We start from the raw sequence: 13843 nt of genomic DNA, 5'->3' as shown, positions 1-13843 counted from the left end.
GTTATGCCTTTGAACAGTATTGAAGAGATCATCGACGACCTGCGCCTCGGGCGCATGGTCATCATCATGGACGATGAGGATCGCGAGAACGAGGGGGATCTGCTGATGGCCGCTTCCCAGGTGCGGCCGGAGGATATCAACTTCATGGCCAAATACGGCCGCGGCCTGATCTGTCTCACGCTGATGCAGGAGCGCTGCCAGCAGCTGCGATTGCCGCTGATGGTGAGCGACAACAACGCCAAGCACTCCACCAACTTTACCGTGTCGATCGAGGCGGCCAGAGGGGTCACCACGGGCATCTCCGCCGCCGATCGCGCGGTGACGGTGCGCGCCGCGGTGGCGCAGGACGCCAAGGCCGAGGATATCGTTCAACCCGGGCACATCTTTCCGCTGATGGCGCAGCCCGGTGGAGTATTGACCCGCGCTGGCCACACCGAGGCAGGGTGCGATTTCGCGCGCCTGGCGGGGTTCGAACCCGCAGCGGTGATCGTCGAGATCCTCAATGAAGACGGCAGCATGGCGCGGCGGCCCGACCTGGAAAGTTTCGCCGAACAACACAATCTCAAAATCGGCACTATCGCCGATCTGATCCAATACCGCCTCATCAACGAGACCACGGTCGAGCGTGTCGCCAGTTGCGCCATGCCCAACGAGTACGGCGCTTTTCGTCTCAACGCTTACCGCGACATCATCACCAGCGAGTTGCACTTCGCGCTGACGTTGGGTGAGGTGCGCGCCGACGAACCGACCTTGGTGCGCGTGCAGATGCGCAGCACCCTGGACGATCTGTTCGAACCGCAGCGTGGTGGCGAGGCCAGCTATTCGCTGCGCCGCGCCATGCAGCAGATTACCCGTGCGGGCAGTGGCGTGATTGTGGTGCTGCACATGGAGGAGAATGCGCAGGATCTGGTGCGCCGCATCCGTGCCTATGATCTGGAAGATCAGGGCGGCAAGTGGCCGCGTCAGGAACCGGTCAATGATCTGCGCACCCACGGCATCGGGGCGCAGATACTGGCCGATCTGGGTGTGCGCAAGATGCGCGTTATCGTCCATACGCCGAAAAGGGTTCACGCTCTCTCCGGGTTCGACCTGGAGGTGGTGGAGTACGTGGCGTGCGAATAGCCATGTCGGGCATGCGGGCAGGAACGGCGAACGCCGAGAATGTCTGCATCGAATCCTTTCAACGCAAAGGCGCGAAGGCGCCAAGAGCGCCGGGAACCGCGAAGTGATGCTCCTGTTTTCTTTGCGAACCTTGTGTCTTCGCGTCTTTGCGCGAGACAACATTCAATCCATTCGCGGCTTTCGCCGTTACTACACGCACCCTAGGATTCAACTGACAGGAACCAAACCATGACCACCAAGACCATCGAAGGGGATCTCACTATCCGTGGCGCGCACTTTGCCATCGTGGTGACACGTTTCAACAGCTTCATTACCGAGAGCCTGCTGGAAGGCGCACTCGACACGCTGCGCCGCCACGGTGCCAAAGAGGCCGACCTGCATGTGGTGCGTGCGCCTGGCGCCTTCGAGATGCCGCTGGTCGCCCAGCAGTTGGCGAAGGCCGGCAAGTACGATGCCATTATTGCCCTGGGTGCGGTGATCCGCGGCGGTACGCCCCATTTCGACTATGTTGCGGGTGAGTGCACGAAAGGGATCGCGCAAGTCTCGCTGCAACACGGACTGCCCATCGCCTTCGGCGTGCTGACCACTGACACCATCGAGCAGGCCATCGAACGGGCCGGAACCAAGGCCGGCAACAAGGGTGCCGAAGCGGCGGTCTCGGCCATCGAAATGGTCAATCTGTTGCGATCGATTGGCGGATGAGCCGCAAGCGCACCTGGTCACGACGCTGTGCCGCCCAGGCCATCTATCAGTGGCAGGTGACAGGCGAGACACCCGGCAATCTGCAGGCGACGTTTCCGGCAGACCAGGATATGGCGCAGGCCGATGCCGATTATTTCGAGGAGCTGTTCCGCGGGGTGGTGGGGCAGGTGCAGGAGCTCGATGAGCATCTCGCACCGCTGCTCGATCGTAAGGTCGCCGAGCTCGATCCGGTCGAGCGCGCCATCCTGCGCCTCGGTGCCTACGAGTTGGTGGCCCACCCGGAGGTGCCCTACCGCGTGGTCATCAATGAAGCCATTGAGCTGGCCAAGCGCTTTGGCGCCGACCAGGGGCACAAGTATGTCAACAGCGTCCTCGACAAGGTGGCGCAACATGTTCGCGCGGTCGAGGTGCGCGGGCCGGCAGCCTGAGATCGCGCTGCCAACATCCCCTTTATTGAAGCTGGCTACAGCGCTCCCGCACCATGGCACTGAATCCACCGAGCGCCGATCGCTCGTTGTCCTGCGTTCCCTCTTCTCGCGGGAGAGGGTAGGGTGAGGGCATGTCCCTAGGCGAATTTCAACTCATCGACCGCTACTTCAAGCGTGATTACACCAAGCGCGACGATGTGGTACTGGGCATCGGCGACGATGCCGCAGTGGTGCGCCTCCCTGCCGGACAGGAACTGGCGGTCGCCATCGATACGCTGGTGGCCGGCGTTCATTTTCCTCGCGACATCGCGCCGCGGGATATCGGCCACAAAGCGCTGGCCGTCAATCTGAGCGACCTCGCCGCAATGGGTGCCGAACCCGCCTGGGCGACGCTGGCGCTCACGCTGCCCGAACCGGACGAACAATGGGTCCACGCCTTTGCCTCCGGGTTTTTCGCCCTGGCCGATAGCACCGGGGTGGCGTTGATCGGCGGCGATACGACGCGCGGCCCAATGACCATCTCGGTGCAGGTGGCGGGGCATGTGCCGCAAGGCAGTGCGTTGCGCCGTCACGGTGCGCGACCCGGCGATCAGGTATGGGTGACCGGTACCCTGGGTGATGCCGCGCTGGCGCTGGCCGGCCTGCAGGGCCGGGCGGAGGTTGCTGTCACCGATCGCAGCACGCTGGGAGCGCGGCTCGATCGTCCGATTCCGCGGATCGCCGAGGGCTGCGCCCTGCGCGGTCTGGCGCATGCGGCCATCGATATCTCCGATGGCCTGGGTGCCGATCTCGGCCACCTGCTTGACGCCAGCGGTGTCGGTGCGACCATCCACGCCACGCGGCTCCCGTTGTCTGCGGCCATGGAACGGCATCTTGGCACCAGCGGCAATTGGGCGCTGCCGTTGGGCGGGGGTGACGACTACGAGCTCTGTTTCACGGCGCCGGAGTCGGCGCGGGGGGCGATCGAAGCGCGCTTTGCCCGACTCGGCACGCGGTGCACCGCCATTGGCCGCATCGACGAGCGACCCGGTCTGCGTTGCATCATCGCAGACGGCGAGATCATCGATCCGCGCACCCTGGGATACCAGCACTTCACGGGTGCGGGCGAGTGAAACGCAACCGCGTGCCGCCCAGCGTCTGGCGCAATCCGGTGCATTTTCTGGCCTGCGGCTTCGGCAGCGGCGCCATGCCGGTAGCGCCAGGCACCTTCGGCACGCTGGTCGCGATCCCCATCTATCTGCTGTTGGAACCGCTCGCCCTGTGGACCTATCTGGCGGTCACCGCGCTGCTTTTTCTGGTCGGCATCGGACTGTGCGAAACCACCGCCCGTGATTTCGGTGTGCACGATCATGGCGGTATCGTCTGGGACGAGATCGTCGGCTACCTGGTCACCATGAGCCTGGCACCCAGCGGCTGGCAATGGATCGTGGCGGGATTCCTGCTGTTTCGTCTCTTCGACATCCTCAAACCCTGGCCCATCCGCAGCCTCGATCGTGGCGTGACGGGCGGCGTCGGTATCATGATTGATGATTTTCTCGCCGGGATATACTCTGCAGTAATCTTGTTTGGCATTTCCATTTTGCTGCGTTAAGGCGATGCCGATCACCACTGCTGTGAGAGGATCGGGATACTGCCACATCTCGAAAAGGCTCTGCCATGGACCGGTTCGATCGCATCTATGCACTGCACAAGATCCTGAGCAGTCGCCGCACGCCCATTTCGCGTGAGACGTTACAGGAAAAACTGGAGTGCTCGCGCGCCACGGTCCAGCGGGCCATCGACGATCTCCGCACCTATCTCGGGGCGCCCGTCCAATACGACCGCGAATACAACGGCTATCGACTCGATGACAACGCCGGTGCGCTGTTTGAGCTGCCGGGATTGTGGTTTAACCCGTCCGAACTTCATGCCCTGCTTGCCGCTCACCGGTTGTTGACACCGACGCAGCCCAGCCTGCTCGAAGACGAGCTTATTCCGTTACGACAACGTATCGAGCACTTGCTTGCACATCGCAAGGCGGGTAACCGCGAACTGCTCGAACGCGTGCGTATTTTGCAAATGGCGCCGCGCCCGGTGGATATGGACGTGTTTCGCAAGGTCGCCACCGCCACAGTCGAGCGCGCTCGTTTCAAGGTGCTCTATCATGGACGCGCACGCGACGCGATCACCGAGCGCTGGCTCTCCCCGCAGCGGCTGGTGCACTACCGTGCCAACTGGTATCTCGACGCGTGGTGTCACCTGCGCCGGGCGCTGCGCAGTTTTTCGCTCGACCGTTTGCATATCGTCGCGGTTGAGGGCACCGCAAAAGAGATCGACGAAAAGCGGCTCGATCGCCACTTCGCCTCCGCCTATGGCATCTTTGCCGGCGAACCCAAGCACACCGCCGTACTGCGTTTCACCAGCGCCGCCGCGCGCTGGGTGGCCGACGAGCAGTGGCACCCGCAGCAGGAATCGAAAGTCTTGGAAGACGGCGCTGTGGAGCTGCGCATCCCCTACAGCGATCCGCGCGAGCTGATCATGGATATTCTCAAGTATGGCGCGGATGTCGAAGTGCTGCGTCCGGCGAAGTTGCGGCGCGAGGTGGTAAAACGCCTACTATCAGCGCTCGCTGTTTATAAAAGCGTGTGAAGCACACCCCCTCCCGGGTTGGGACGACTCCAGGGATGGAGGAGGTAAACGGAGTCTGGAACACGAGTCGAGAGGGTGGGGGTTAGGGACACGATTATTGATCTCATGGTATCGATTGGAAACTCAACGAGCGCCACGCCATGTCACAACCCATGATCTACCGAATCAAAGTCACCCTCACCGGGAGCGCGCCTCCCATCTGGCGGCGCATCGAAGTGGAAGCCAACACCACGCTCGAAGAACTGCATGTCATCCTGCAGATTGCGATGGGCTGGACCGACAGCCATCTACACGCCTTTCGCGTAGGAGGGGTCGTCTACAGTGGGCGCGATTCCGAATATTTCGACGGTCTGCGAGACGAGGCGGGTGTGCGTCTCAACGGTGTTGCTGCCGAAGGCGAAACCGTCTATTACGAGTACGATTTCGGAGACGGCTGGGATCACGAACTCAAGATCGAAAAGGTGCGTCCGCTCGATCCGGGCGACCGCTACCCGCGCTGTCTTGCCGGTGAGCGCGCTTGCCCGCCCGAGGACTGCGGCGGTATCCCGAGCTACGAACGGTTGCTCCGAATTCTGGCTGATTTGGATGACGAAGAGCACGAAGAGACCCGCGACTGGCTGGGCAACGACTTCGATCCCGATGCCTTCGATCTGCAGGAGGTCAACGCGATGCTGGAAGAAGCCGAAGCGGACGAACTCATCGGATTTTCACCCGTGGAACTGCTTACCGACGCCGAACTTGCCACCCTCGATGAACCGGCATTGATCGATATCTTGCGCCGCTCGGGCGATCGCGCTCCACGCAATCTGATCGATGCTTGCGCCGCACGCGGTGATGCCATGGTGCAGGCCCTGGCAAGCGTGCTCTCCGCACCGGCCTTTTGGAGCGACGATATCGACGATGGCAACTGGTGGCTGCGCCAGCACGCCGCCATGATCCTCGGTCTGATCGACACCGAAAACGCAGGTCGGGAGTTGGTGGCGCTGATGCGTCGGCTGGACAGGGAGGATGACGACAACACGCAGGATTGGTTGGCTGGGAATTGGCCGGCGCTTTACACTAATAAACCGGTTTCCCTGGCGCCCGAGCTGCGGCGCTTGGCGGAAGATCGCGCGCACGACTGGTACATCCGCATCAACGCCGCCGAGACCTATCTCGCCCTCGCCCAACGCGGCGGTGAAAGTGTGTTCGAAACGGCGCTCGATTGGGCCGCTGCGATGGCTGCCGACGAGCAGGAGGAATGGACGCTTCGCCTGAACCTGGGCGGTGAGTTGCTCGATTCGCCCCGTCCCCGTCACCGGCTGTTGCTCGAAATGCTCGCCTCACGACAAACGGGTCTCGGTAAACACTTCGAAGCACGTGATATCGAAGACTCCTACGCCCGGGGCGTAGACGCACCGGAGTGGGAACGCTTCACCAATCCATGGGCGTTCCACGACCCCGATGTGATTAGAGCCCGCCAGGAACGCTGGGCCGAAGAAGAGGCGCGAAGGCCTGAAAACGAGCAGCAAGGAGAGGTTTTGCCTTTCCAGGACTGGGCTGCACCCTATGTGCGCGAAACACCGAAGATTGGCCGTAACGATCCCTGCCCCTGTGGTAGTGGCAAGAAGTACAAGAAGTGTTGTTTGCATTAGGTGTGGGTGCGGCTGATACAGAAAAATCAGGTAAGACCAGCGCCGGCCTCATCAATTGAGGCTCCCGGCTGGTAAATAGGGAAGTTCACAGCAAAATAAAAGGAACACGTCATGAACCGTTGCCGTTACAGCACCACCCGCGTTGGGCGACCAAGAAAGTCGCGCATCTTTCGAAACCGGGTGAAGGTGCTCAGTGGTGTCTGACAAGGAATCAAAACACCCGACCGTGGAGATCAGTTTCGAGGGTGATTTCAGTGAGCTACTCGCCGCGTTCGGTGATGGACTGTACGGGCCTGCCGGCTGGGTTGAGGTGGACGAAGAAGAACAGCTCGTGAAGGAGTTGGAGAAGGCGGGCAAGGAAGGTCGGCAACTGGTGTTATTGGCATTTCTCTTGGGATGGATAGTCGGAGGGTGACCATGGAGCTTTCTTTGGAAGGACGCCCTAAACCAATTGCGCATGCTACTAAGGACGCCAACGGCATCTGGCGCGAACCGCATGACCTGGAAGCACATCTGTTAGGAGTGGCTGAGCTGGCCGCAGCTTACGGTGAAAGCTTCGGGGCGAAGGAGTGGGCGCACGTGGCAGGTTTATGGCACGATCTGGGAAAGTTTCGAGCGCGCTTTCAACGCTATATCCGCACCGTCAGCGGCTTCGAAGCCGATGCCCATATAGAGGGACAAGCGGGTAAAGCGCCGCACTCCACGGCGGGGGCGCTGCTGGCATGCGATAGATTTGGTGAGAAAGGGCGGGTGCTTGCCTACCTGATTGCCGGCCACCACGCAGGGCTGTCTGATTGGCACTCGGAGAATTCCAGCCTGCAGCACCGTCTGGAGTTGGATGACAGCCGCGCTGAGCTGAACGAGGCGCTGGTCGAGTCTCCTCCCGATACCATTCTCGACCCCGGTACATTCTCCGCGGATCTGCGTGCCGTTCCAGGTGGAAAAGAGGGATTCGCGTTGTGGATCCGGATGCTCTTTTCCTGCCTGGTGGACGCCGATTTTCTCGATACCGAAGCCTACATGAATTCGGAAAAGGGTAGTCTGCGCGGTGACTGGCCGGAGATTCCGCAACTGCTCGACATGTTAGACCATCACATGGCCATGTTTACCGCGGACGCCCCAAACACACTGGTTAACAAACTCCGTGCCGAGATACTGGTTCAATGTCGCGCCAAGGCTGCCGAGCCGCCCGGTCTATTTTCCCTTACGGTGCCGACCGGCGGCGGCAAGACGCTCTCCAGTCTGGCCTTCTCGCTGGAACACGCTAAACGTCACAGCAAGCGCCGCGTGATCTACGTCATACCGTATACAAGCATCATTGAGCAGACGGCGGATATCTATCGTTCGATCTTCGGCGACGCGGTAATCGAGCATCACAGCAATGCGGAATCCGATCCTGAGCGGGAGAGTCACAAGTCGCGCCTGGCGTGTGAAAACTGGGACGCGCCTATCGTTGTCACCACGAACGTCCAGTTCTTCGAATCGCTGTTCGCAGCGCGCACTTCCCGTTGCCGCAAGTTGCACAATATCGTTGATAGCGTCGTGGTGCTGGATGAGGCGCAATTGCTCGACCCGCACTTTCTTCAGCCCATTCTCGACACGCTCAGGCTGCTCACCGATCACTACGGCGTGTCGGTCGTGCTGTCCACTGCGACCCAGCCGGCCTTGAGTACACGCGAATACTTCGACCCGGCGAAAAGCCGGCGCGGCTTGGACAACGTGCGCGAAATCATCACCGATCCCGATACCCTTTACCGTGACTTGAAGCGCGTCGAAGTGAACCTGCCGAGCGATTTGAATACACCTGCGGCATGGGAGGTGCTGGCCAGAGAGATGGCGGCCCACGACAGCGTGCTAGCTATCGTCAATACACGTAAACACGCCAGGGAACTGCACCGATTCATGCTGCCGGGCACGCTGCACCTCTCCGCCCTGATGTGCGGCGCTCACCGCTCAGCGGTCATCGACGACATCAAGGCCAGCCTCAAGACGGGTGCACCGACGCGAGTGGTGAGTACGCAGCTGGTCGAGGCCGGCGTCGATCTCGATTTTCCGGTGGTCTATCGTGCCCTGGCCGGTCTCGACTCCATAGCCCAGGCGGCGGGCCGCTGCAACCGCGAAGGGTGGTTGAACGCCGAGGGAAGGATGGGGGTCGTCAAAGTTTTTGTGCCGCCGCAGCCAGCACCGCTGGGAATGTTGCGCACCGGTGAGGATGCCTGCAAATCGGTACTTCACGGCTATTCGGGTGATGTGCTGGACCGCGCGCTGTTCAGTCGCTATTTCGAGCGCCTATATCACGACTGCGAGCTGGATGCAGAGGGTATCGGTAAGCTGCTGGAGGTGGACGGCGGAAAGCTGGCCGTCAATTTCCGCACCGCCGCCGAACGCTTCCGGCTCATCAAGGACGGCGACACCGTGCCGGTCCTTGTGCTCTACCGTGGGCGTGATGGCAAGGACGGCACCATAGATACCCTGATTGGCACCCTGCACAAGGAGGGACCTCAACGCTGGCTAATGCGGAAGCTGCAGCGCTATACGGTCAATGTCCGGATGCGCGACGCGCAGCGCCTCGTGAATCAAGGTGACATCGAAGAGTTGATGCCCGGGTTGTTCGTCCAAGTAAATTCGCTACTTTACGATTCGGTAGTTGGTCTGCAAACGGAGGAGATATCAGCCGCTGCGGCTGGACTCGTTTTATGAGGGAGGGATATGAAAACTTACTGTCTTGAAGTCTCCGGTGACTTCGCCTGCTTCACCCGCCCGGAAATGAAGGTGGAGCGGGTGAGCTACGACGTCATCACGCCCTCTGCTGCGCGGGCGATGTTCGAGGCGATCCTGTGGAAGCCGGCCATCCGTTGGCACCTGCGCAGGATCGAAGTGCTCAAGCCGATCCGCTGGATCAGCCTGCGGCGCAACGAGGTGGCCAGTGTCGTCTCCACTCGCAACGTGGAGACGACGATGAAGACCGGCACGGGCGATCTGGCGCTCTATATCGAGGAGGACCGCCAGCAGCGCGCCGGACTGTTCCTGCGTGACGTGGCCTACCGGCTCCATGCCGATCTGGAGTTCATTGCCGGGCGTGATCCACAATTCAACGCCGCCAAGTACCACGAGATGTTCGAGCGGCGTGCGGGCAAGGGGCAGTGCATCAACCAGCCCTACCTGGGGTGCCGGGAGTTCGCTGCCGGTTTTCGCTTGATGAAGAGCGTTGATGGCGAACCTGCACCGATCACTGAGAGTCGCGATCTCGGCTTCATGCTTTATGACATGGACTTCACTGATCCGGCAGACCCGGCGCCGCGCTTCTTCCGTGCTCATCTGGAGAATGGGGGGGTCAACGTTCCCGCCTGGGATAGCGAGGAGGTGCGCGGATGATCCTGCAAGCGCTCAACGATTACTACCGGCGCAAGCAAGCCGACTCCGATCCAAAGAACCGTCTACCGGCTTTCGGACTGGAGGAGAAGGAAATTCCATTTATCATCGAAATCGATGTGCAGGGTCGGTTGGTAAACATTGCCGATACCCGTTCGGGCGACGGCAAGAAGAGGACGGCGCAGCGCTTCCTGGTGCCGCAAGGAGTGAAGAAGACCTCCGGTGTAGCGGCCAATCTGTTGTGGGATACGGCCGAGTATGTGCTGGGTGTCGATACCCGTGGCAAGCCGGAACGCGTCGCCGAGCAGCATGCGGCCTTTCTCGCGCGTATAGAGGCATTGCCGGAGGCGGTGCGCAGCGATGCCGGGATAAAGGCCGTCCAAGCCTTTCTGAATACGCTTGATCTGGAGCACTTCGAGCCGTTGCCAATCTGGGAAGAGGTGCGCGTGGGCACTCCACTGATGACATTCCGCCTCAACAGCGATGTGGGGCTGATATGCCAACGTTCGGCAGTGGTTGCCGCCACAGATACCGCCTCTGATGCGGATGATGCGCACTGCGTTTGTCTGGTAACGGGCGGGGAAGGCGCCATCGAGCGGCTTCACCCGGCCATCAAAGGTGTATGGGGCGCCCAGACCTCTGGCGCGAATATCGTTTCCTTCAACCTGAATGCCTTCCGCTCATACGGCAAGGCCCAGGGCGAAAACGCTCCTATCGGAAGGTCTGCCGTATTTGCCTACACCACGGCGTTGAACCATCTGCTGGCAAAGGAGTCTCGTCAGCGTGTCCAGGTAGGTGATGCCTCCACGGTGTTCTGGGCCGAGGAACCTCACGATCTGGAATCCATGGTCCCGGACCTGTTCGGAGAACCGCCCAAGGACGATCCGGATCGTGGCGTGACGGCTTTGAAGGCACTCTACAAGTCGGTCGATTCTGGCAACTTCTCCTTGGGTGACGCCGATACCCGTTTCCATGTGCTGGGTCTGGCGCCCAATGCCGCGCGAATCAGCATCCGCTTCTGGGAGACGGCCCCGGCGCTTAATCTGGCGCGACGGCTGCGTCGTCATTTTGACGACATCCGCGTTGCCCGAGCACTCCACGATCCGGAACATCTCTCGCTGTTCCGTCTGCTGACGGCCTGTGCGGTGCTAGGCAAGGCCGATAACATCCCGCCTAAACTCGGCGGCGAAGTCATGCGCGCCATCCTGGAGGATCTGCCCTATCCGGCGACACTGCTCAACGCCGCGGTGCAGCGCTGTCGGGCGGAACAGAAGGTGACCTATCCGCGGGCGGCGGCCATCAAGGCGTGCCTGAATCGAAACATTCGATATGCAAACCGCACCCGAAACCAAGAAGAGAGGGAGTTCAAGATCATGCTCGACATCGAAAATCCCAACCCAGCCTACCGTCTGGGCCGCCTGTTCGCCGCGCTGGAGAAGATACAGGAAGAGGCCAGCCCCGGTCTCAATGCCACCATTCGCGACCGCTACTATGGCGCGGCCTCCAGCACGCCGGTGGCGGTATTCACAACCTTGCTGCGATTGAAGAACCACCATATCGGCAAGCTTAGCCTGGGGCGCGCCGTGCAAATGGAAAAACTGCTAGGCGAGATCATTGACGGGCTGGACGATTTTCCCCGGCACTTGCCATTGCCGGAGCAGGGCCGTTTCGCACTCGGTTATTACCACCAACGCCAAGCCTTTTTTACTAAATCTGAAGCCACTAAATACCAGGAGGGAACCCAATGAGCCTGACCAATCGCTACGACTTTGTGCTGTTGTTTGACGTGAAAGACGGCAATCCCAACGGCGATCCGGACGCCGGCAACCTGCCGCGCCTGGACGCCGAAACCGGATTTGGTTTGGTCACCGACGTATCGCTCAAACGCAAGGTGCGCAACTTTGTCGGTCTGGTAAAGGGAGAGCTGCCGCCGTTCGAGATCTACGTAAAGGAGAAAGCGGTTTTAAACAACCAGCACAAGCGCGCCTATGTCGGTATTGGCCGCGAAGACTTGTTGGCTGGTGATGATAAGAAACGCAAAGGAGGCGAGGCCGCTGATGAGGCCAAAGCGTGGATGTGTCGCAACTTCTTCGACGTGCGTACCTTTGGCGCTGTTATGTCCACCGGAGTCAATTGCGGTCAGGTACGCGGTCCAGTACAGCTCACTTTCGCACGCTCCATCGATCCCATCGTTGCCCAAGAGCATTCCATTACCCGTATGGCGGTGGCGACCGAGGCCGAGGCGGAGAAACAGGAAGGCGACAATCGCACCATGGGTCGCAAGCACACGGTGCCTTACGGCCTCTACTTGGCGCACGGTTTCGTTTCCAGCTTCCTCGCCAAGCAGACCGGATTTTCCGAAGAGGATCTGGAACTGCTGTGGCAGGCGCTGGAGCAGATGTTCGAACACGATCGTTCCGCTGCCCGTGGGGAGATGAGCACGCGTGGCCTCTATGTGTTCAAACATGACTCAGAACTGGGCAACGCTCCGGCCCACGCGTTGTTTGAGCGTATAAAGCTACAGATCAGGGGCGGCGTGACGGTGCCGCGCAACTTCACCGACTATGAGGTTGCCGTAGCCGAGGCCAGCTTACCAGCGGGTGTCAACCTGATCCGGCGTATCGGGTAGCGATGGCGGGGGAGGATGATGCCGTCCCCATCTCCGCCCTCCAACACTGGGCCTATTGTCCGCGCCAGTGTGGGTTGATTCATCTCGAACAGGCGTTCGCGGAGAACATCCACACGGCGCGGGGGCAGGCGGTGCACCATTTGGTGGATACTCCGGGTTACGAGGTGCGGGCTGGGGTGCGGATTGAGCGGGCCTTGCCGATTTGGTCGGAGCAGTTGGGTCTCATCGGCAAGGCCGACGTGGTGGAGTTCCATCCCGACGGGACGGTTTACCCAGTGGAGTTCAAGCATGGCCGCAAGCGGCGGGCGGTGCATGATGATCTTCAACTCGCCGCGCAAGCACTATGTCTTGCGGAGATGATGGGTCGACCGGTAGACCGCGGCGCTATTTACCACGCCAGCAGCCGGCGGCGGCGCGAGGTGGAGGTGACGGTGGATTTGGTCCGGCTGGTCGGGGAGATGGCTGCAGCCATTCGTACCATGTTGGCTTCAGGAAATTTGCCGCCACCAGTCAATGACAGCCGTTGCCGGGAGTGTTCGTTGAAGGAGATCTGTCAGCCAGAGGCTGTGGCCATGCGGGGGCGGCAGCAGCATGCGGCAAAGGAGCTTTTCGAGGTTGATGACACGGAGATCACTCCGTGAACAGGCGGGAAAGGCATTGTGCGGGGCTCAGCACTTCCACGCCGCATTCAGGCGGGAAGTGGCGCCTGTTGCCGGTGATGATAGGACAGGTCGCCGCCAAGGCGGCAGCGATGAAAGGGGCGTCATCAGGGTCTGGCAGGCGGAGTGGCGCTACAGGTGGTGGTGCGATTCGCTGTCCATCTTCACGCAGTCGCGCCAGAAACTCGGCCACCAGCACCGGGGCGATGTTGAACCGCGGGCGGCTCAGCACGTCCCGATACTCGGCTTCGATGGTTATGTCGTATACCAGGATCAGTCGTTTCTGTTCAACCTCGTGCAGCAGCTTGCCGGGGGTGCCGTGGGGGGTGAGGAAGGCCGAAACCCAGACGCTGGTATCAACGATTACCCGCATCGCGCTCGCGCCTTTCCTTGCGTGCCGCCGCGATTTCGGCGTCGATCTCATCCATGGTCATTTTGTCGAGTCCCAATTCAGCGGCCCGCTTGTGCTGTTCCGCCAGCAGGCGGTCGAACCTCGCCCAGCGCAAGGCGCGCAGCGTACTCTCCAGTTCTTGCGGATCGGTGTGGACAATCACGGCAAACGGCTTACCGTTACGGGTAACGACGATCTCCTCGCCGGCTTCCAGCTTCTCCCACACCTTGGCCGATTCGGCGCGCAATTCTCGTGCAGTAATGAAGTCCATAACCATC

15 protein-coding genes are annotated in these 13843 nt (G+C 60.8%); 13 read left to right on the top strand and 2 right to left on the bottom strand.

The window, feature by feature from the left end:
• Positions 1–3: 3 nt before the first annotated feature.
• The 13 genes from ribB to cas4 all read left to right on the top strand — a co-directional run bounded on the left by ribB (position 4) and on the right by cas4 (position 13156).
• Positions 4–1122 (top strand): 3,4-dihydroxy-2-butanone-4-phosphate synthase, encoded by a 1119-nt coding sequence (ribB, locus tag DWQ09_06590; protein ID KAA3628879.1) that lies wholly within the window; start codon positions 4–6, stop codon positions 1120–1122.
• Positions 1123–1350: 228 nt separating this feature from the next.
• Complete coding sequence (locus DWQ09_06585; protein KAA3628878.1) at positions 1351–1824, top strand: 6,7-dimethyl-8-ribityllumazine synthase; 474 nt, start codon at positions 1351–1353, stop codon at positions 1822–1824.
• The gene (locus tag DWQ09_06580; protein KAA3628877.1) at positions 1821–2252 is read left to right on the top strand and encodes a transcription antitermination factor NusB; all 432 of its coding nucleotides are present in this window, start codon (positions 1821–1823) and stop codon (positions 2250–2252) included. The genes DWQ09_06585 and DWQ09_06580 overlap by 4 nt, the downstream gene beginning before the upstream one ends.
• A 131-nt stretch (positions 2253–2383) precedes the next feature.
• Complete coding sequence (gene thiL, locus DWQ09_06575) at positions 2384–3364, top strand: thiamine-phosphate kinase (GenBank protein KAA3628876.1); 981 nt, start codon at positions 2384–2386, stop codon at positions 3362–3364.
• A gap of 74 nt (positions 3365–3438) precedes the next feature.
• Entirely contained in the window at positions 3439–3843 is a 405-nt protein-coding gene (locus tag DWQ09_06570) for a phosphatidylglycerophosphatase A (GenBank protein ID KAA3628929.1), read from the top strand.
• Positions 3844–3908: 65 nt separating this feature from the next.
• Positions 3909–4880, top strand: coding sequence for a WYL domain-containing protein (locus tag DWQ09_06565; protein KAA3628875.1), 972 nt, complete (start codon positions 3909–3911; stop codon positions 4878–4880).
• Positions 4881–5548: 668 nt separating this feature from the next.
• A complete protein-coding gene (locus tag DWQ09_06560) occupies positions 5549–6514 on the top strand; it encodes a hypothetical protein (GenBank protein KAA3628928.1) in 966 nt (321 codons plus the stop codon).
• A 193-nt stretch (positions 6515–6707) separates the two neighbouring features.
• On the top strand, positions 6708–6929 hold the full coding sequence (locus DWQ09_06555; GenBank protein ID KAA3628874.1) for a hypothetical protein: 222 nt from the start codon (positions 6708–6710) through the stop codon (positions 6927–6929).
• A gap of 2 nt (positions 6930–6931) precedes the next feature.
• The gene (locus DWQ09_06550; protein ID KAA3628873.1) at positions 6932–9214 is read left to right on the top strand and encodes a CRISPR-associated endonuclease Cas3''; all 2283 of its coding nucleotides are present in this window, start codon (positions 6932–6934) and stop codon (positions 9212–9214) included.
• Positions 9215–9223: 9 nt separating this feature from the next.
• Positions 9224–9889: a type I-C CRISPR-associated protein Cas5 gene (gene cas5c, locus DWQ09_06545; GenBank protein ID KAA3628872.1), complete on the top strand. Its 666-nt coding sequence runs from the start codon at positions 9224–9226 to the stop codon at positions 9887–9889.
• Entirely contained in the window at positions 9886–11634 is a 1749-nt protein-coding gene (cas8c, locus tag DWQ09_06540) for a type I-C CRISPR-associated protein Cas8c/Csd1 (protein ID KAA3628871.1), read from the top strand. Before cas5c ends, cas8c begins: the two co-directional genes overlap by 4 nt.
• The gene (cas7c, locus tag DWQ09_06535) at positions 11631–12515 is read left to right on the top strand and encodes a type I-C CRISPR-associated protein Cas7/Csd2 (protein ID KAA3628870.1); all 885 of its coding nucleotides are present in this window, start codon (positions 11631–11633) and stop codon (positions 12513–12515) included. Before cas8c ends, cas7c begins: the two co-directional genes overlap by 4 nt.
• A 2-nt stretch (positions 12516–12517) precedes the next feature.
• Positions 12518–13156: a CRISPR-associated protein Cas4 gene (gene cas4 / locus DWQ09_06530; protein ID KAA3628869.1), complete on the top strand. Its 639-nt coding sequence runs from the start codon at positions 12518–12520 to the stop codon at positions 13154–13156.
• Here the strand turns inward: cas4 and DWQ09_06525 are convergent.
• Entirely contained in the window at positions 13146–13598 is a 453-nt protein-coding gene (locus tag DWQ09_06525) for a putative toxin-antitoxin system toxin component, PIN family (GenBank protein KAA3628868.1), read from the bottom strand. The two genes, cas4 and DWQ09_06525, sit on opposite strands and share 11 nt — an antisense overlap.
• Positions 13531–13842: a type II toxin-antitoxin system prevent-host-death family antitoxin gene (locus DWQ09_06520; protein KAA3628867.1), complete on the bottom strand. Its 312-nt coding sequence runs from the start codon at positions 13840–13842 to the stop codon at positions 13531–13533. Before DWQ09_06520 ends, DWQ09_06525 begins: the two co-directional genes overlap by 68 nt.
• Position 13843 lies beyond the last annotated feature (1 nt).

This window comes from Pseudomonadota bacterium, assembly GCA_008501635.1.
Classification (GTDB): Bacteria; Pseudomonadota; Gammaproteobacteria; order QQUJ01; family QQUJ01; genus QQUJ01.
The sequence above is the reverse complement of the archived record's forward strand: the minus strand, read 5'-3'. Positions and strand labels throughout refer to the sequence as shown.